This is a genomic window from Arthrobacter sp. 10N43, from assembly GCF_056394525.1.
On record NZ_JBFTIA010000008.1, the window covers coordinates 93,179 to 110,547 of the forward strand.

At 66.4% G+C, this 17,369-nt stretch carries 15 protein-coding genes; 3 read left to right on the forward strand and 12 right to left on the reverse strand.

What is annotated here, in order from left to right; all coding sequences use genetic code 11:
* Positions 1 to 19: 19 nt before the first annotated feature.
* From AC1DDO_RS16040 to AC1DDO_RS16050, 3 genes are read right to left on the reverse strand one after another with little or no spacing between them, the layout of a single operon-like run.
* On the reverse strand, positions 20 to 937 hold the full coding sequence (locus AC1DDO_RS16040) for an ATP-binding cassette domain-containing protein (RefSeq protein ID WP_441409957.1): 918 nt from the start codon (positions 935 to 937) through the stop codon (positions 20 to 22).
* 13 nt (positions 938 to 950) lie between these two features.
* Entirely contained in the window at positions 951 to 2,000 is a 1,050-nt protein-coding gene (locus tag AC1DDO_RS16045) for an ABC transporter permease (RefSeq protein WP_441409956.1), read from the reverse strand.
* A 53-nt stretch (positions 2,001 to 2,053) separates the two neighbouring features.
* Entirely contained in the window at positions 2,054 to 3,052 is a 999-nt protein-coding gene (locus AC1DDO_RS16050) for a substrate-binding domain-containing protein (RefSeq protein ID WP_441409955.1), read from the reverse strand.
* 346 nt (positions 3,053 to 3,398) lie between these two features.
* On the opposite strand from AC1DDO_RS16050, the gene AC1DDO_RS16055 reads away from it, so the two are divergent.
* Entirely contained in the window at positions 3,399 to 4,139 is a 741-nt protein-coding gene (locus tag AC1DDO_RS16055) for a GntR family transcriptional regulator (RefSeq protein ID WP_476867246.1), read from the forward strand.
* A gap of 163 nt (positions 4,140 to 4,302) precedes the next feature.
* Positions 4,303 to 5,199 carry a 5-deoxy-glucuronate isomerase gene (gene iolB, locus AC1DDO_RS16060; protein WP_476867247.1) on the forward strand — a complete coding sequence of 299 codons (897 nt, stop codon included), beginning with the start codon at positions 4,303 to 4,305 and terminating at the stop codon, positions 5,197 to 5,199.
* Between the two features lie 27 nt (positions 5,200 to 5,226).
* On the opposite strand, the gene AC1DDO_RS16065 is transcribed toward iolB, so the two are convergent.
* Positions 5,227 to 6,456, reverse strand: coding sequence for an MFS transporter (locus AC1DDO_RS16065; protein ID WP_476867248.1), 1,230 nt, complete (start codon positions 6,454 to 6,456; stop codon positions 5,227 to 5,229).
* Between the two features lie 179 nt (positions 6,457 to 6,635).
* Between AC1DDO_RS16065 and AC1DDO_RS16070 the strand changes: the two genes are divergently transcribed.
* Positions 6,636 to 7,085, forward strand: a complete 450-nt coding sequence (locus AC1DDO_RS16070; protein ID WP_441409951.1) for a MarR family winged helix-turn-helix transcriptional regulator — start codon at positions 6,636 to 6,638, stop codon at positions 7,083 to 7,085.
* 106 nt (positions 7,086 to 7,191) lie between these two features.
* Here AC1DDO_RS16070 and AC1DDO_RS16075 read toward each other — a convergent pair whose 3' ends face one another.
* From AC1DDO_RS16075 to iolC, 8 genes are all read right to left on the reverse strand, one after another.
* Complete coding sequence (locus AC1DDO_RS16075; protein WP_476867249.1) at positions 7,192 to 8,670, reverse strand: sugar porter family MFS transporter; 1,479 nt, start codon at positions 8,668 to 8,670, stop codon at positions 7,192 to 7,194.
* A complete protein-coding gene (locus AC1DDO_RS16080; RefSeq protein ID WP_476867250.1) occupies positions 8,667 to 9,542 on the reverse strand; it encodes a sugar phosphate isomerase/epimerase family protein in 876 nt (291 codons plus the stop codon). The genes AC1DDO_RS16075 and AC1DDO_RS16080 overlap by 4 nt, the downstream gene beginning before the upstream one ends.
* A gap of 81 nt (positions 9,543 to 9,623) precedes the next feature.
* Entirely contained in the window at positions 9,624 to 10,637 is a 1,014-nt protein-coding gene (locus tag AC1DDO_RS16085) for a Gfo/Idh/MocA family protein (protein ID WP_476867251.1), read from the reverse strand.
* A 16-nt stretch (positions 10,638 to 10,653) separates the two neighbouring features.
* Entirely contained in the window at positions 10,654 to 11,565 is a 912-nt protein-coding gene (locus AC1DDO_RS16090; RefSeq protein ID WP_476867252.1) for a sugar phosphate isomerase/epimerase family protein, read from the reverse strand.
* Positions 11,566 to 11,654: 89 nt separating this feature from the next.
* Positions 11,655 to 13,187, reverse strand: coding sequence for a CoA-acylating methylmalonate-semialdehyde dehydrogenase (locus tag AC1DDO_RS16095; protein WP_441409946.1), 1,533 nt, complete (start codon positions 13,185 to 13,187; stop codon positions 11,655 to 11,657).
* Between the two features lie 37 nt (positions 13,188 to 13,224).
* Positions 13,225 to 15,153, reverse strand: coding sequence for a 3D-(3,5/4)-trihydroxycyclohexane-1,2-dione acylhydrolase (decyclizing) (gene iolD / locus AC1DDO_RS16100; protein ID WP_476867253.1), 1,929 nt, complete (start codon positions 15,151 to 15,153; stop codon positions 13,225 to 13,227).
* A 39-nt stretch (positions 15,154 to 15,192) separates the two neighbouring features.
* Entirely contained in the window at positions 15,193 to 16,203 is a 1,011-nt protein-coding gene (locus AC1DDO_RS16105; RefSeq protein ID WP_476867254.1) for a Cgl0159 family (beta/alpha)8-fold protein, read from the reverse strand.
* Positions 16,200 to 17,204 carry a 5-dehydro-2-deoxygluconokinase gene (iolC, locus tag AC1DDO_RS16110; RefSeq protein WP_476867255.1) on the reverse strand — a complete coding sequence of 335 codons (1,005 nt, stop codon included), beginning with the start codon at positions 17,202 to 17,204 and terminating at the stop codon, positions 16,200 to 16,202. Before iolC ends, AC1DDO_RS16105 begins: the two co-directional genes overlap by 4 nt.
* Positions 17,205 to 17,369: the final 165 nt, after the last annotated feature.

A 17,369-nucleotide genomic window follows, 5' to 3' on the forward strand; every position in this document is an offset into this window, starting at 1 on the left:
CTAGGATTTGGGACGGTACTTACGCGTACGTGTTACCGGTCGTCTGGGCCACGTCGGCGACTTCGCCCTGGACTTCTTTCACGATGTCGCCGTGGCCGCCGAGTTGTTCGAGTTCGTGGGCGAGTTCGGCGAGTTCGGCGCCGCCGGCCATTTGGGCGGTGAGTTCGTCCAGGGTGATGTCCTTCTTGTCGTAGTAGCCGATCGACTTGCCGCGTTTGAGCAGCAGGAACCGGTCCCCGACGGGGAAGGCGTGGTGCGGGTTGTGGGTGATGAAGATGACGCCCAGGCCGCGGTCGCGGGCCTGGAGGATGTAGCGCAGGACCACGCCGGACTGCTTCACGCCCAGCGCCGCGGTGGGCTCGTCCAGAATCAAGACCTTCGCGCCGAAGTACACGGCGCGGGCGATCGCGACGCACTGGCGTTCACCGCCGGAGAGCTGGCCGATGGGCTGCTCGACATCGCGCAGGTCGATGCCCATCGCGGCGAGTTCCTTGAGCGTGATCTCCTTCATCTTGTCGACGTCCATGCTCTTGAACGGGCCGAACCCGGACGTAAGTTCGGAGCCGAGGAAGAAGTTCCGCCAGATCGGCATCAGGGGCACCACCGCGAGGTCCTGGTAGACGGTGGCGATGCCCACGTCCAGGGCGTCGCGGGGGGAGGTGAATTTCCGGTCCTCGCCCATGACTTTCAGTGTTCCGGCGTCGTGCTGGTGCAGGCCGGCGATGATCTTGATCAGGGTGGACTTTCCCGCGCCGTTATCGCCCAGGACGCAGGTGACGCGGCCGTTGTCCACGGCCATGGTGACATCGGAGAGGGCGATGATGTTCCCGTAGTGCTTGGCGACCCCGTCCAAGGAGAGCAGGTGCACGGGGGTGTGGGTGAGGGGGTCTTTTTCGTTCTGCAGCAGGGTCTGCTGGTCGATCTCTTTGGCATTCATTTCCGGGCCCCTTTTACTTCAGTTCCGCGCGGCGCTTGACGATGAGGTTGACGATGGTGGCCAGCAGCAGCATCAGGCCCAGGAAGAACTTGAACCAGTCCGGGTTCCACTGGGCGTAGACGATGCCCTTGTTGGCCATGCCGAAGATGAACGCGCCGATCGCGCCGCCGATCGCCGAGCCGTATCCGCCGGTCAGGAGGCAGCCGCCGATCACCGCGGCGATGATGTAGAGGAACTCGTTGCCCACGCCCTCACCGGACTGCACGGCGTCGAAGGCGAAGAGGTTGTGCATGCCCAGGATCCAGGCGCAGAACCCCACGGCCATGAACAGGCCGATCTTGGTGGCCTTGACCGGCACGCCCACGGCGCGGGCCGCGTTCGCGTCCCCGCCGACGGCGAAGATCCAGTTCCCCACCCGGGTCCGCATCAGCACCCAGGTGGCCACCGCGACGAGCGCGAACCAGATGAACACGGTGATCTTGACCTCGACGCCGCCGATACTGATCGAGGAGGCGAAGACCGCATGGGCGGAGGCGAAGCCGTCCATGGACGAGATTGACGGTGAGGACACCGAGCCGCCGATCAGCCGGGTCAGGCCCAGGTTCAGGCCGGTCAGCATCAGGAACGTCGCCAGGGTCACGATGAAGGAGGGCAGCTTGGTCTTGATCAGGATCCAGCCGTTGATGAACCCGATCGAGAGGGACACCACCAGGGCCAGGCCTACGCCGACCCAGACGTTGGTGCTGAAGTTCCAGCTGAACAGCGACGCGGTCAGCGCCGAGGTGATCACCGCGACGCCGGTGGAGAGGTCGAACTCCCCGCCGATCATCAGCAAGGACACTCCGACGGCCATGATCCCGATCGTGGAGGAGCCGTACAGGATGGTCGCGAAGGCGTTGGGCTGGGTGAACGTCGGGGACACCAACGCGAAGAAGATGAAAAGGACGATCGCGCCCACCAGGGCACCGACCTCGGGACGTCCCAGCAGTTTCTGGAACGGACTGCGCTTGGCGACGCGCTCATCGGGCGCCGGCGACTTTGTCTTTGTCTGGGTGATGGTCATGATGATTCTCCTTGCTGCCGGGCCGGCACGGGGCCGGCCCGGCCAGCGGACTGTTAGCGGATACCCTGCTGGGCGAACTTCAGGACATCAGCCGCATTGCTCTTGTCTACGATGCTCGGGCCGGTGAGGACCGACTGTCCGCCGCCCAGCTTGAATCCGCCGCGCTTGTTCTGCCACAGCGCATCAACTGCGCTGTAACCCTGCAGCCACGGCTGCTGGTCCACGGTGAAAAGGACAGCTCCGTCAACGATCTTCTGGGCGAGATCCGCGTTCAGGTCGAAGCTTGCTACCTTGGCGGAGCTGCCGGCATCAGTGACCGACTTGAGGAGCGTGAGGGTGATGGGGGCGCCGAGGCCGATGATGACGTCGGCGTCCTTGGACGCCTGGAGCTTGGCGGTCGCCGTGGACTGAACGGCGGTCATGTCCTTGCCGTCGACGTACAGGATTTCCGTTCCGGGCACCTTGGCCTTGACGCCGGCGCAGCGCGCTTCAAGGCCAACGTGGCCCTGCTGCTGAATCACGCAGACCGGGTGCTTGTAGCCCTCCGCCGCGAGCCTGGTGCCGACGGCCTCGCCGGCCAGCTGCTCGTTGGAACCGAAGTGGGTGAAAGCGCCGAGTGCCTGGGAGACGCCTTCACCGGCATTGAGGCTGACGACGGGGATGCCGGCGTCGGTGGCCTTCTTCAGGACATCCTTCAGAGCGTCCGGCGTCGCGAGGGTGACAGCGATGCCGTCAACCTTCTGGTCGATGGCCTGCTGGACGAGCTGGGCCTGCCGGCCGGCTTCGGGATCGGACGTGTACAGGAGTTCAACGTTGTCCTTCGCCGATGCCTCCTCGGCGCCCTTGCGGACGATATCCCAGAAGGTATCGCCTCCCGAGGCGTGGGTGATGAGGGCGACCTTGAGCCGGGGCGTCGAGACGGCCTGGCCGCCACCGCCGGCTGCGTTGCCCGTGTCCGCGGGCTTGCCGCCAGTGCTGGAACAGGCGCTAAGGGCCATCATCGGAACGACGGCGGCCACCAGCGCCGCCTTCCGCCAGGAAAACTTCTTCACGATAAATCTCCTTTGATTCGGGCTACCCCGCACGCTTCATCACGCCGGTCCGTGAGCCTTCTCCACTGATCATGGTGACTCCGATCACAGTTGTCAATAGTTTGTCCTGACATTAGGATGTTTTGACGTAACGCAACGCGATTCAGTCGACATTTTGGCGGGGTCGATCATTCAGGAAGGGCCCACCAACCCCCTACTCCCCCGGCGTCGAACACCAACCCTTGGCCGCCCACGGCAGCCCTGCTACTATCAGAAAAAGGCAGTATGTCCTATCAAGCGAACATAGCCTGACATGCGCGGACAGGCCGGCACTACGGCCGCCGCGGAGCACAAGGGAGCGCGCCCAGTGGCGAATCAACTAAATCTGCGGATCGACCGTTCTTCCCCCGTACCGCTGTATCACCAAGTGGTGCAGGGCATCGAGGCCGCGATCCACACGGGACTGCTGGAGCCTGGCAGCAGGCTGGAAAATGAGATCGACCTGGCCGCCCAGCTCAATCTTTCCCGTCCCACCATGCGCAAGGCCATGGACGAGCTGGTCCGTTCCGGGCTCCTGGTCCGCAAGCGCGGCGTGGGCACCCAGGTGGTCTCCAGCCAGGTCCGCCGCCCGCTGGAGCTCTCGAGCCTCTACGACGACCTCAGCAACAACGGCAGCAAACCCACTACCGACGTGCTGAGCTTCTCGCATGAGGAGGCGGACGCCACGATCCGGACGGCGCTGCAGCTTCCAGCCGGCGCCAAGGTGTACCACTTCAGCAGGCTCCGGAAGGTGGGCGGCAAGCCGCTTGCCCTGATGGAGAACTGGGTGCGCGATGACATCACGTCCATCGACGAGGCAGGCCTGGCCTCGCAGGGCCTCTACGCCATCCTGCGCAACGGCGGCGTGAATTTCCGCCTGGCCTCCCAGCGGATCGGCGCCATGATCGCCAACGACTACCAGGCGCCGCTGCTTGAGACCACGCCCGGCTCTGCCCTGGTCACCATGGAGCGCACCGCCGTGGACGACACGGGACGCATGGTGGAAACCGGCCACCACGTCTACCGTGCGGATTCCTACAGCTTTGAAATGACACTGGTTCAAAGGTGACAGTTCAAAGGTGAGCGTTCAACGGTGAGCGTTCAACGGTGAGCGTTCAGCGCTAAGAGTTTAGAGAAACGGGTCCCATGGATAAGCGCTCAACGACGGGCGCTAACCATCCCGACAGCACACACGCGCCTTCCTCCGGCGCGACAACGAAAGGGCAGCTTCCATGGCCAATTGGGTCTATCCACTCGGCACCGCCGCCGAAGGCAAGTGGGACATTTCGATCGGGACGTCCGATTCCGCATTGGCGGTGGATGGCTGGGCGCACACCGGGCTGAAGGTCGCCACGCTGGCGGCCGGCGGCGCCGTCGGACTGGAGGCCGCGGCGGAGGAACGCATCGTGATCCCGCTCAACGGCTCCTTCGTGGCGACCGTGGACGGCCAGGACTATCCGCTGGCCGGCCGGGACAGTGTCTTCAGCGGCCCCAGTGATGTGCTCTACACGGGAACTGGCAAGGCGGTGACCATTGCCTCGGCCGACGGCGGCCGGGTGGCGGTGGCCACGGCCCCGGCCAAGGCCTCCTACCCGGTCCGCCTCGTCACCGCGGCCGAGACGCCGGTAGAACTGCGCGGAGCGGGCAACTGCTCCCGCCAGGTCCACAATTTCGGCACCCCGGCGGCGTTGGAAGCGGACCGCTTCATCGTCTGCGAGGTCCTTACCCCGGCCGGCAACTGGTCCTCCTATCCCCCGCACAAGCACGATGAGGAAAAAGACGGCGAGACCAGCCTCGAGGAGATCTACTACTTCGAAACCCGCGTGGCGCCCGGAGCGCCTCGGCGCCCGGGCGCCGAGGACGCCATCGGCTACCAGCGGGTCTACGCCTCCGATGAGCGGCCCATCGACGTTTCGGCCGAGGTCCGGACAGGCGATGTCGTCCTGGTGCCCTACGGCTGGCACGGGCCCGCCATGGCCGCCCCCGGCTACGACATGTACTACCTCAACGTCATGGCGGGACCGGGCCCGGTCCGCGAGTGGCTCATAAGCGACGACCCGCACCACGGCTGGATCCGCCAGACCTGGGAGGGCCAGGACCTGGACCCGCGGCTGCCGTTCGGCCGATAGGCCCGCTGCTGTTAGGCCGTTAGGCCGTTAGGCCGCCTGCAGCTCGGTCTCTGCCTCAGCCTCGGAGCTGTCGACGTCGGCCGGCCGGCCGGCGTCGTGCTTCTTGGCAGCCGCGGCCGCGAACGCCATGACCACCAGGCCCAGCAGGGTGATCCCGGCACCGGCCCAGATCGGCGAGGTGTAGCCGAGGCCGGCGGTGATTGTGACGCCGCCCAGCCAGGCCCCCAGGGCATTGCCGACGTTGAAGGCGCCAATGTTGGCGCCGGAGGCCAGGGTGGGAGCGCTGCTGGCGTACTTCATCACGCGCATCTGCAGCCCGGGAACCGTGGCGAAACCGAAGCCGCCCAGCAGGACCATGGTGGCGATGGTCATCGGCTGGTTGCCGGCGGTCAGGGCGAAGGCCACGAGCACCACCACCAGGACAGCGAGCACCACCAGCAGGGTGCGGTCCACATTCTTGTCGGCCGCCTTGCCGCCGAGGGTGTTGCCGATGAAGAGCCCGACGCCGAAGAGGATCAGCAGCCACGGGACGGTGGTGGCGGAGAAGCCGGTGACCTCGGTGAGGGTGAAGGCAATGTAGGTGAAGGCGCCGAACATGCCGCCGTAGCCGAGGATGGTGACCAGGATGGAGAGCCAGACCTGCCCGGACCGGAAGGCCCGGAGCTCGCCGCGCAATCCGCCGGTGGCAGAACCGTCAGCCGCGGCGCCGGAGCCGGTTTTCGGAACGAGGGCGAGGATGCCTGCCAGGGCAACGACGCCAACGACGGTGATCGCCCAGAACGTGGCCCGCCAGCCCGCGGCCTGGCCCAGCATGGTGCCGAACGGGACACCCAGGACATTGGCCGCCGTGAGGCCGGTGAACATGATCGCGATCGCGCCGGCCTTCTTGTTGGGCGCCACCATACTGGCGGCCACCACGGCACCGATGCCGAAGAATGCCCCGTGCGCCAGCGCGGCAATAATGCGGCCGGCCATCATCAGCCCGTAGTCGGGGGCGAGCGCCGAGACGAGGTTGCCGGCGATGAACAGCACCATCAGCACGGCCAGTACCGGCTTGCGCTCGAATCGCGTCACGGCCGCGGTGAGACCAAGCGCTCCCACCACGACGGCGAGCGCGTAGCCGGAGATGAGCCAGCCAGCGGTGGCCTCGGTGACGTGGAAGTCTGCGGCCACTTGCGGCAGCAGGCCCATGATGACGAACTCGGTGAGTCCGATGCCGAACCCGCCGAGGGCGAGGGCTATCAGGCCAACAGGCATGGAGGTGCTCCTTACAAAGCTGTACGGAAAGGGGTATGACGCGTAAGCTAGTAATTGCAGACGCGTTATTTATTGATGTACAACAAATTGTTGCACAAGCAGATACAGCGCGCAAGCAACTATTATTTGATGTGTCCGGCACCACCCCGCCGGGCACGCGAGCTGAAGGGAATCAGCAGATGGGCATCAAGGACGACGCCGTCGAGGTCCGGGCACAAGGCTGGCGGACCCTGGCGGCCCTGCACGGCCTGATCGAGGCCGAGCTGGAGCGTTCCCTGCAGGCCGAGGCGCAGCTCTCGGTGGTGGAATACACCGTGCTGGACGCGCTCAGCCGGCAGGACGGCTGGCATATGCGGATGCAGCAACTGGCCCGTGCCACGGCGCTGAGCGCGAGCGCCACCACGCGGCTGGTCAACAGGCTCGAGGACCGCGGGCTGCTGACCCGGATCCTGTGCGCGGATGACCGCCGCGGGATCTACACCGAGCTCACACCCAGCGGCATCACACTGCTCGAGCAGAGCAGGCCGGTCCACGACGCCACGCTGGAGCGGGCGCTGGCCGAGGCCCAGGAAGTGCCGGAACTGGCACCCCTGGTGGACGCCCTCCCCCGGCTGCACGTAGGCGTCTAGCGCTGCCACGCCTCGCCCGAAACGCAGTAAGAACGCAGAAGAGCCCCGCCCCACGGACATCCGAGGGGCGGGGCTTTCGGTTTGTACGGCTGGACGCTTTGTACGGTTAGACGGTGATGGGTTGCTTGGCGGCGGCCTGTTTGAAGAAGTGTTCCAGGTCCTCCAGGCTCTTGCCCCGGGTCTCCGGGACCACGCGCTTCACCCAGACGATGGCGGCCATCTGGAGCGCGACGAAAATGAAGAACGTCGCCGAGACGCCAATCCAGGACACCATCTGCGGGAAGAAGAACCCGATCAGGAAGTTGATCATCCACAGCACAAACACGCAGATGCCCATGGCGATGCCGCGGACGTGCAGCGGGAAGATTTCGGCCATGGTCAGCCATGTCACGGTGCCGATGCAGGCCTGCATCGAGGCGAGGAAGGTGACCATGAACAGCAGGACCAGGTAGCCGCGGAGGATGCCTTCCGGGATGAGCAGAGAGATGACGCCGATAGCCAGCAGGGACGTTGCCGTGCCGGCCAGGCCGGCGATCAGCATGGACTTCCGCGGAAGGCGCGACATCAGGGACATCCCGACGACGACGGCGACCACCGAGGTTACGCCGTTGACGACGTTGGCAATCAGGGCGCCCTGGTCTCCGAAGCCGGAGCTGGAGAGGATGGAGGTGCCGTAGTACATGATGGCGTTGACGCCGCTGATCTGGTTGATCACGGCCATGCCCAGTCCGACTACGAAGATCCGCCGGATCCACGGCACCGTGAGGTCACGGAAGGTGCCGAGCTTGGATTGGTAGTCCTCCCGGGCGGCCTGCCGGACCTCGTCGAACTCGGTGGACACGTCCTCCGCGGCACGGGTCCGGCGCAGCACGTCGAGGACTTCGCCGAAGCGGCCGGCGGAGGCCAGCCAGCGCGGGCTTTCCGGCAGCAGGAGCATGCCAAGCCATAGGATGACCGCAGGCAGCGTGGCGATGACCAGCATCCACCGCCACACGTGAGAGGCCTCAGGAAAAGCGTTGCCCAGCACGGCGTTGAACGTGAAGGCCAGGAACTGACCGGTGACAATCATGAGCTCGTTTTGCGTCACGATGCGCCCGCGCTGGGCTGACGGGGACATTTCGGCCAGGTACACCGGAACGATCACCGACGCGCCGCCGACGGCGAGGCCGAGCAGGGTGCGGGAGGCGACGAGCATTTCGGTGCTGGGCGACAGGGAACAGGCGATGGTGGCCACCGCGAAGATGATCGCGAGCCCCATGATGGTCCTGCGCCGGCCGAAGCGGTCCGAGAGCCTGCCTGCCGAGATGGCGCCGAACGCCGCACCGAACAGCAAGGTGGAGGTTACAAGCCCTTCGGTCAGCGGGGTGAGGCCGAGGTCCCGCTGCATGAACGGCAGGGCGCCGTTGATCACTCCGGTGTCATAGCCGAAGAGGAGACCGCCGAACGTGGAGAAGAGCGCCACCCGCCGCATGAAGCCCTTGGGATTGGACGCTCCGCCCGGAGCCGGGTCCGTCAACTCCCTTGAGGCGGGCTCTGTTGTGTCCGACTGTGTAGTGGCGGATGTCGTTCTGTCCCCCGCCCTCATAGGCTCGCCTTCGCGACGCGCTGCTGCATCGTCTCCAGCTGGTAGCGGGAGACCTCCGCGGCGTTGTCGTCCTCGGCGAAGACGCTGGAGACCATGACCGTGTCCTCGCGGTCCAGGAAGCCGATTTCCTTCAGACCGCCGAAGAACTCGTCCCAGTTGACGTCGCCGTCGCCGATCTTCAAATGCTGGTGCACCCGCACCGGGTTGCCGGGCGGGTTGGTGATGTAGCGCAGCCCGTGCGAGGCGTGGTGATTCATGGTGTCGGCGACGTGGACCAGGCGAAGCTTGTCCCCCGCGGCCCTCATGATCTCAAGCGGCTCGTTCTTCATGTGGAAGCTGTGCGAGGCCACGTAGACCAGGCCAACGTTCTTCGAGTTCAGCCCGCGGATCACCCGGATCGCGGCGAGGCCCTCCTCGACGAAGTCATCCGGATGCGGATCGATCAGCAGGTCGATCCCCTCCCGCTCGATGATGGGGAGCAGCTCCTCCATGGAGCGGTAAAAGGCGCGCTCGGATTCCTCGGCCTTCTCCGGCCGGCCGCTGAACTCGGTGTTCATGGTGCCCACGCCGAGGTCCACAGTGATCTGGATGGCGCGCTTCCAGTAACGGACGGCGGCCTCGCGGGCGTCCTCGTCCGGCCCGGACCACCGCAGCACGGGCAGCACCGAGGCGATTTCGATTCCCGCGTCCTTGCAGGCCGACTTCAGCTGGCCCACCAGCTCGTCGTCGGCCTTCGGGTGGTTGAAGAACGGGATGAAATCGGCGTGCGGGGTCATCTGCATGTACTTGTAGCCGAGGTCGGCCACCACGCGAGGGAACTCAAGGAGTCCGTGGCTGTGGTGGAACGGCGTGGGGTCAAGGGCGATTTTCACGGTGGACACTCCATTGTGGATCTGGTGGGCGTGCGGCCGGCCGGCTGCCCTGCAATACAGGGCGGCCGGCCGACAGAGGTTCTAGCGGTAGAGGGCGGGCTTGGCGTTGAGCTTCACGGCGACTTTTTCGCCGTTCTTCTGCGCCTCGACGCCGGCCTCGCAGCAGGCGGCGGTGGCGTAACCGTCCCAGGCGGTGGGGCCGCCGATCTCATCACGGAGGGCGGCGTCCACCCAGGACTGGATTTCGACGTCGTACGCTGCACCGAACCGCTCCTCGAAGCCGGGGGTGACATTGCCGCCCCAGCGGCCGTTGCTGCGGGTGTACGGGCCCTGGTCGCCGCCGATGCTGACGATGCCGTCCTCGAAGGAGGCCTGGGTGGCCACCTCGTAGCCGAACTTCGCGTTGACGTAGATCTCGACGTCGGCCAGGACGCCGGACTCGGTTTCGATCAGCACGTGCTGCGGGTCGTGCTGCCCGGCCGGGGCGTTCCGTGTGGCCTTGCCCAGGCGGACCTGGACCGAGGTGATTTCCTCGCCGGTGAAGTAGCGGATGGCGTCGAATTCGTGCACCACGGAGTCGTTGATGAGCATCTCGTTGGTGAAGCCCGCCGGGGTGGTGGGGTTGCGGTGCTGGTGGTGCAGCATGAGCAGTTCGCCGAGTTCGGAGTCGCGGATGATCTTGCCAAGCGCGGCGTATTCGGCGTCGAAGCGGCGCATGAAGCCGACCTGGATGCGCTTGTGGCCCAGCAGCTGCTCGGCCTCGACAACCTTCCAGGACGACTCGGCATCCGGGGTGAGCGGCTTCTCGCAGAGGATGGGGATGTCCTTGGCGATCGCCTTGAGCAGGATGTCCTCGTGCAGGAACCCGGGGGTGGCGATCAGCACGGCGTTGACGTCGCCGTTGTTGAGGGCTTCCTCGGCGTCGGCGAGGGCGACGGCGCCGGGGATGCCTTCGATCGCGGCTTGGGCGCGGGCGAGGTCGACGTCGACGACGGCGGCGACTTCAGCGCCGTGGATGCGGGTGTTGAGCCGCTGGATGTGGTCTGCGCCCATACGGCCGGCGCCGATGACAGCTACGCGGAGGGTCTTGGTCATGATCTTGTCCTCAGTTCTAGTTGACGGCCGTGCGGGAGCCGCAGGAGAGCAGGTAGTTCCGGGTGCGCTTGGCGATCGGCATGGGCACGTCGAAGGCGACGGGGTACATGTCCTGCTCCACAATGCCAAAGATCGGCCGGTTCAGCGCCTCGACGGCTTCGATGACGGCGCGCAAGTCCGGCAGGCCGTTCGGCGGCTCGGTCATGACACCGGCCAGGTTGGCGGCAGCCCAGGTCATGTTTTCCGCGTTGACCTTTTTCAGGATGTCCGGGTTGATCTGCTTGAGGTGCAGGTAGCCGATCCGGTCCGGGTAGTTCTTGATCAGCTCAAGGCTGGAGGCCCCGCAGTATTCGGCGTGGCCAGTGTCCAGGCACAGGTTGAGGTACTTGGCGTCCGTCGCGGCGAGCAGGGTCTCGATGTCCTCCTGCGCACCGACATGGGAGTCGGCGTGCGAGTGGAACTGCTGCTTCAGGCCAAAGTCCTCCAGCAGCGTCTTGCCCAGGCGGTTGTGGCCGGCGAACAAGTCGCCCCACGCCTTCTCGGTAAGGTTGCCGCTTTCGACGGCCTCTCCCGTGACGTCGTCGCGCCACATGGCGGGAATGACCACGATGTGTTCGCCTCCCATGGCCGCTGTGAGTTCGGCGACCTTGCGGGCCGGCTCCCACGCCGTTTCCCACTGGTCCAGCCCGCGGTGGAACGCTGTGAAGACCGTTCCGGCGGTGACCTTCAGGTCGCGGGCCTTGAGCTCCTCGGCCAGCCGGGTGGGATCGTTCGGCAGGTAACCGTACGGTCCGAGTTCGATCCACTTGTAGCCGGATTCGGCGACCTCGTCGAGGAAGCGTTCCCACGGGGTCTGCTTGGGGTCATCCGGGAACCAGACGCCCCAGGAGTCCGGCGCGGTGCCGATGATCAGCTTGTTCTCAGCCATTTCCATTCCTTCTCATCGATTGCTCCGCAGGTGCCCTTTTGGACGCTCAAAACGGCAGTTACGAAGCAATCGATCATGGTTGTTGGGGGTCAGTTGGAGGGGAAGTTGTAGGAGGCGCCGGAGGCGTGGGTGGGTTCGGGCCAGCGGGAGGTGACGACCTTGCCGCGGGTGTAGAAGGACACGCCCTCGGGGCCGTAGATGTGCTTGTCGCCGAACAGCGAGGCCTTCCAGCCGCCGAAGGAGTGGTAGGCCACCGGCACGGGCAGCGGGACGTTGATGCCGATCATGCCCACGGTGACGGAGCGCTGGAACTTCCGGGCCGCGGCTCCGGAGGAGGTGAAGATCGCGGTGCCGTTGCCGTACGGGTTGGAGTTGATCAGGGCGATGCCGGCGTCGAGGTCCTCTACGCGGACGACCACGAGGACGGGGCCGAAGATTTCCTCGGTGTAGGCCGTCATTTCGGTCTTGACGTGGTCCAGGACGGTGGGGCCGACCCAGAATCCGTCCTCGTGGCCGGGGACCACGAGGTCACGGCCGTCCACCACCATGGCCGCGCCCGCGGTTTCGGCCTCGGTGACGATCTTCACGATCCGTTCCTTGGACGCCGGGGTGATCACGGGTCCCATGTCGGCGCCGGGGGCGGTGCCGTTGTTGACCTTGACGGCGAGGGCGCGTTCTTCGACCTTCTTGACCAGCAGGTCCGCGGCGTCACCGACGGCGACGGCGACGGAGATCGCCATGCAGCGTTCGCCGGCGGAGCCGAAGGCGGCGGCGGCGAGGTGGTCGGCGGCGTTATCGAGGTCGGCGTCGGGCAGGATGATCGCGTGGTTCTTCGCGCCTCCGAGGGCCTGGACGCGCTTGCCGTGGGCGGTGGCGGTCTCGTGGACGTACTTCGCGATCGGGGTGGAGCCGACGAAGGAGATGCCGTCCACGTCCGGGTGCGTCAGCAGGCCGTCGACGGTTTCCTTGTCGCCGTGCAGGACCTGGAACACGCCGTCGGGCAGGCCGGCCTGCTTCCAGAGCTTGGCCAGGAGCATGGAGGCGGAGGGGTCGCGCTCGGAGGGCTTGAGGATGAAGGCGTTGCCGGTCGCGATCGCCATCGGGGCCATCCACAGCGGCACCATGACCGGGAAGTTGAACGGGGTGATGCCGGCGACGACGCCGAGCGGCTCGCGGAAGGAGAAGACGTCGATGCCGGTGGAGACCTGGTCCGAGTAGTCGCCCTTGAGCAGCTGCGGGATGCCGCAGGCGAATTCGATGACCTCCAGGCCGCGGCCGATCTCGCCCTTGGCATCGGAAAGGACCTTGCCGTGCTCGGCAGTGATCAGCTCGGCGAGCTCATCCACGTGCGCCGCGACCAGTTCGCGGAACTTGAAGAGCACCGCGGTGCGCTTGGCCAGGGAGATGTCGCCCCAGGAATCGGCGGCGGCGCGGGCGGCGGCGACCGTGGCGTCGAGGTCTTCCCGGTTGGCCAGCCGCAGCTCGCCCGAGACGGCGCCCGTGGCGGGGTTGTAGACGGGCTGGGTGCGGGTGCCGGTGCCTGCGGTTTCGGCGCCATTGATGAAGTGCTGGATGGTTTTGGTGCTCTGGGTCTGAGTGCTCTGGTCAGTGGTGGCAGTCATGGGACTCTTCCTTGAGTGATTGAAGTTCGAAGGGGGATCAGCCGAGCAGCTTGCGCTGGCGGCCCTTGTGGTCGACATAGGTCTGGAACGCCTGCTTGGTGGACTCGAGCTCGGAGACCTGGGAGACCGGAACGTCCCACCACGACTCGGAGCTGGGGGCGTCCAGCAGCGGGTCGGATTCGACGTGGATGACGATCGGTCCGCCGTTTTCGGGGGCGGCCTTGGCGTCGCGGATGGCCTGTTCGAGCTCGGCGATGACCTTCCCCCCCGGTTCGATCCGGATGACCTTCACGCCCAGGCTTTCGGCGTTCAGGGCCAGGTCCACCGGGAGCCGGTCGCCGTCGTCGAAGCTGTGCTGTTCCTGATCCAGCGCACGGTACTGGGTGCCGAAGCGCTGGGAGCCGAGGGACTCCGAGAGCGAGCCGATCGAGGCGTAGCCGTGGTTCTGGATCAGGACGACGATCAGCTTGATCCGCTCGGCGACGGCGGTGACGAGTTCGGTGTGCATCATCAGGTAGGAGCCGTCCCCCACCATCACGACGACGTCGCGCTGCGTCCCGCCTTTCGCGGCTTCGGCCAGGGCTGCGCGCTTGACGCCTAGTCCGCCCGGGATTTCGTAGCCCATGCAGGAGTAGGCGTATTCGACGTGGTAGCCGAACGGGTCCCGGACCCGCCACATCTTGTGCAGGTCGCCCGGGAGGGAACCGGCGGCGCAGATGACGACGTCCTGGGCATCCATGGCGCGGTTCGTGGCGCCGATGATCTCGTTCTGTGCCGGCAGCGGCGTGAAGCGGGTGTCGAAGGCTTCGTCCACGGTGGCGTTCCAGCGGGCCTTCTCATTCGCGATCTGCTGTTCGAGGTCCGCGCCGATCCGGTAGCCGCCGAGGGCCTGGTTCAGCTTGGCCAGGGCCTTGCGGGCGTCCGCCACGATCGGCAGGGAGGTGCCGTGTTTGTAGGCGTCGATCGGGGCGACGTTGATGTTGATGAACTTCACGTCCGGGTTCTGGAACGCCGTGCGGGACGCGGTGGTGAAGTCCTCGTAGCGGGTGCCGATGCCGATGATGAGGTCCGCTTCGGCGGCGATGGCGTTGGCCGCCGTCGTGCCGGTGGAGCCGATCGCGCCGAGGGAGAACTTGTGGTCCCACGGCAGCACGCCGACGCCCGCCTGGGTGTTGCCGACCGGGATTCCGGTGAGCTCGGCGAACTTGGCCAGTTCCTCGTTGGCGTAGGCGTAGAGCACGCCGCCGCCGGCGATGATCAGCGGTCGCTTGGCGGCGCGGATGGCGTCGGCGGCGCGGCGGATGTCCTCGTCGTCGGCGTCCGGGCGGCGGATCCGCCATTCGCGCTCGGCGAGGAATTCCTCGGGCACGTCGAAGGCCTCGGCCTGGACGTCCTGCGGCAGCGAGATGGTGACGGCGCCCGTCTCGGCCGGGTCGGTGAGGACGCGGAGGCCGTGGTGGAACGCGGAGAACAGCTGCTCGGGCCGCGAGACGCGGTCGAAGAACTTGGACAGCGGCCGGAAGGCGTCATTGACGGTGATGTCGTAGGCGTAGGGCTGCTCGAGTTGCTGCAGTACAGGGTCGGCGGCGCGGGTGGCGAACGTGTCGGACGGCAGCAGCAGGACCGGCAGCCGGTTGGTGGTGGCCAGCGCCGCACCGGTGAGCAGGTTCGAGGAACCCGGGCCGATCGAGGTGCTGATCGCGAAGGTCTGGCGGCGCCGGGTGTGCCGGGCGAAGCCGACGGCCTGGTGCGACTGGGCCTGCTCGTTGCGGCCCTGGTAGTACGGCATGATTCTCGGGTCGAGCTGCTGGTACTGCTTGAGCGCTTGGCCGACGCCGGCGACGTTGCCGTGGCCAAAGATGCCGAACGTGCCCGGAATCAGGCGTTCCCTGAAGTCCTGGCCGCCGACCGAATCGACGGTGTACTGCTTGGACAGGTATTCCACGACAGCCTGGGCGACTGTCATTCTGCGTGTTCCTGAGGCAGTTCTCATTCCCATGGGAAGTTACTCCGATGCTTCTTCGGTACGGGTGGGTTCGGTGTGGCCTGAGTCGGTGTGGCCTGAGGCGGTGCGGCCTGAGGCGGCGTGGCCTGAGTCGGTGTGGTGCAGCAGGGAGGCGGCAGTTGCCACGGCTCCGGCCACGTCGCCGTCCTGGGGATAGAGCAGGGTCCGGCCGACAGTGAGGCCCTGGACGCCGGGCAAGGAGAGGGCCGCCTGCCAGCTGGCGAACACATCGTCCTGGCTGCCCTCCGGGTCTCCGCCAAGGAGCACGGTGGGCATGGTGGTGGACGCCATGACGCGTTCCATGTCGGCCACCACCGGGAGCTTCATCCAGGTGTAGGCGCTGGTCGCGCCGAGGCCTTCGGCGATGGCGACCGACTTGATGACGGCGTTGGTGGAGAGGTCGTTGCGGACCTTGCCGTTCTCGCGGACGGAGAGGAACGGTTCCACCATGGCGATCAGCCTGCGCTCGGCGAGGGAGTCGATCGCCCGCGCGGTCGCTTCGAGCGTCGCCACCGTGTCCGGGTCGCCGAGGCAGATGCGCGTGAGCATCTTGCCGCCGTCGGCGCCCAAGGCCTCGAGTGCGGCCGCCGTGTGGCCGGTGAACCGGTCATCGAATTCGTTCACCAGTCCGGAAAGCCCGCCGCGGTTCATCGAGCCGAAGAGCAACTTGCCCTCGAGCGCGCCCAGCAGGAGGAGGTCGTCCATGATGTCCGGCGAGGCCAGCACACCGTCCACGTCCGGGTTGGCCAGGGCAATCTGGAGGCGGTCCAGGAGCTGGCGTCGGTCAGCCATGGCCACGGGATCGTTGCCCACCGCGAGTGCCCCGCGGGCCGGGTGGTCGGCCGCGACAATGAAGTTCTGCCGGTGGGCCCGGACACCGGGGTGGCGGCGCCGGGCCTTGGCGGCACGGGCGATCGCTTCGGGGTCTTCGAGCCGGATAATGCTCAGGCGCTCGTAGCGGCGGGGATCATCGTCCACCGCGAGGGCGGCGGAGGCTGTATGGACACTCACAGTGTTGCTCCTTCGGTGGCGTAGGTACCCGGCACCAGGCGGCCGCGTTCGGCAAGCAGGCCCGTGACTTCCTCCGGCGTCGGCATGGCGTCGGCGCAGGACAGGCGGGAGGCGACCAGGGCGCCGGCGGCGTTGGCGAAGTCCAGGACCTGGGCCAGCGGCCAGCCGGAGAGCAGCCCGTGGCAGAACGCCCCGCCGAAGGAGTCGCCGGCGCCGAGTCCGTTGACGGTTTCCACCGGTACGGGGGCGGAGACAACACGCTCGGTGCGGGTCTTGGCCATGACCCCTTCGGGGCCAAGCTTCACGACGGCGATTTCGACGCCGGCCGCGAGCAGCCGGTCGGCCTGTTCGTCCGGGGTTCCCTCGCCGACGGCGACCGCACATTCCTTGTCGTTGCCGATCGCCACGGTGACGTGGGGCAGGATCTTGGCGACCTGTTCCCGGGCCTCTTCCTCGGAGGACCAGAACATCGGCCGGTAATCGAGGTCCAGGATGGTGAACTGGCCCGGCTTCAGCCCGGTCCGGGGCCGCGCCTCGTGGGCCGCCAGCTGGGCGCTGCGGCTGGGTTCCTGGCAGAGGCCGGTGACGGTGGACCAGAAGATCCCGGCGTCCCGGATGGCGTCCAGGTCCAGCTCCTCGGCCTTGATCTGCAGGTCAGGGGCGGTGGGGAACCGGCCGTAGAAGTAGAGCGGGAACTCGTCCGTGGCCGGCTTGATGGCGCAGAACGTGACCGCGGTGGGCCATTCCTTGACAGCGGTGACGAAGGAATCGTCCACGTTGAACTTGTGAAGTTCGCGGTGCAGGTATTTGCCAAAGGCGTCGTCGCCGGTCCGGGTGATGACGGCCGCGCGTCGGCCGTGGCGGGCCGCGGCGACTGCCACGTTGGACGGTGATCCGCCAAGGTACTTTCCGAAGGACGTGACATCCTCCAGATCCACCCCGATGTCGTTCGGGTAGATATCAACGCTGATGCGCCCGATCGTGAGCAGTTCGTGGGTCACGGTGATCGCGGACCTTTCTGGTGTGAACTCGGTACCTTTGCGCAGCCTGAGCTTCGGCGCTGGGCGGTCGGCGTGAGCCGGACCACATCCACTACTTTGCCTTAGAATCTATGTACTGTCAAAGGTTTGTACTGACATATTTACAACATGACACGGAGGGCCTGG

Coding starts and splice junctions, on each gene's coding strand:
- AC1DDO_RS16065 (WP_476867248.1), bottom strand. CDS start 6,456: ATGCCTGTTGGCCTGATAGCCCTCGCCCTCGGCGGGTTCGGCATCGGA.
- AC1DDO_RS16085 (WP_476867251.1), bottom strand. CDS start 10,637: ATGACCAAGACCCTCCGCGTAGCTGTCATCGGCGCCGGCCGTATGGGC.
- iolD (WP_476867253.1), bottom strand. CDS start 15,153: ATGACAGTCGCCCAGGCTGTCGTGGAATACCTGTCCAAGCAGTACACC.
- AC1DDO_RS16090 (WP_476867252.1), bottom strand. CDS start 11,565: ATGGCTGAGAACAAGCTGATCATCGGCACCGCGCCGGACTCCTGGGGC.
- AC1DDO_RS16070 (WP_441409951.1), top strand. CDS start 6,636: ATGGGCATCAAGGACGACGCCGTCGAGGTCCGGGCACAAGGCTGGCGG.
- iolB (WP_476867247.1), top strand. CDS start 4,303: ATGGCCAATTGGGTCTATCCACTCGGCACCGCCGCCGAAGGCAAGTGG.
- AC1DDO_RS16095 (WP_441409946.1), bottom strand. CDS start 13,187: ATGACTGCCACCACTGACCAGAGCACTCAGACCCAGAGCACCAAAACC.
- AC1DDO_RS16040 (WP_441409957.1), bottom strand. CDS start 937: ATGAATGCCAAAGAGATCGACCAGCAGACCCTGCTGCAGAACGAAAAA.
- AC1DDO_RS16075 (WP_476867249.1), bottom strand. CDS start 8,670: ATGAGGGCGGGGGACAGAACGACATCCGCCACTACACAGTCGGACACA.
- AC1DDO_RS16045 (WP_441409956.1), bottom strand. CDS start 2,000: ATGACCATCACCCAGACAAAGACAAAGTCGCCGGCGCCCGATGAGCGC.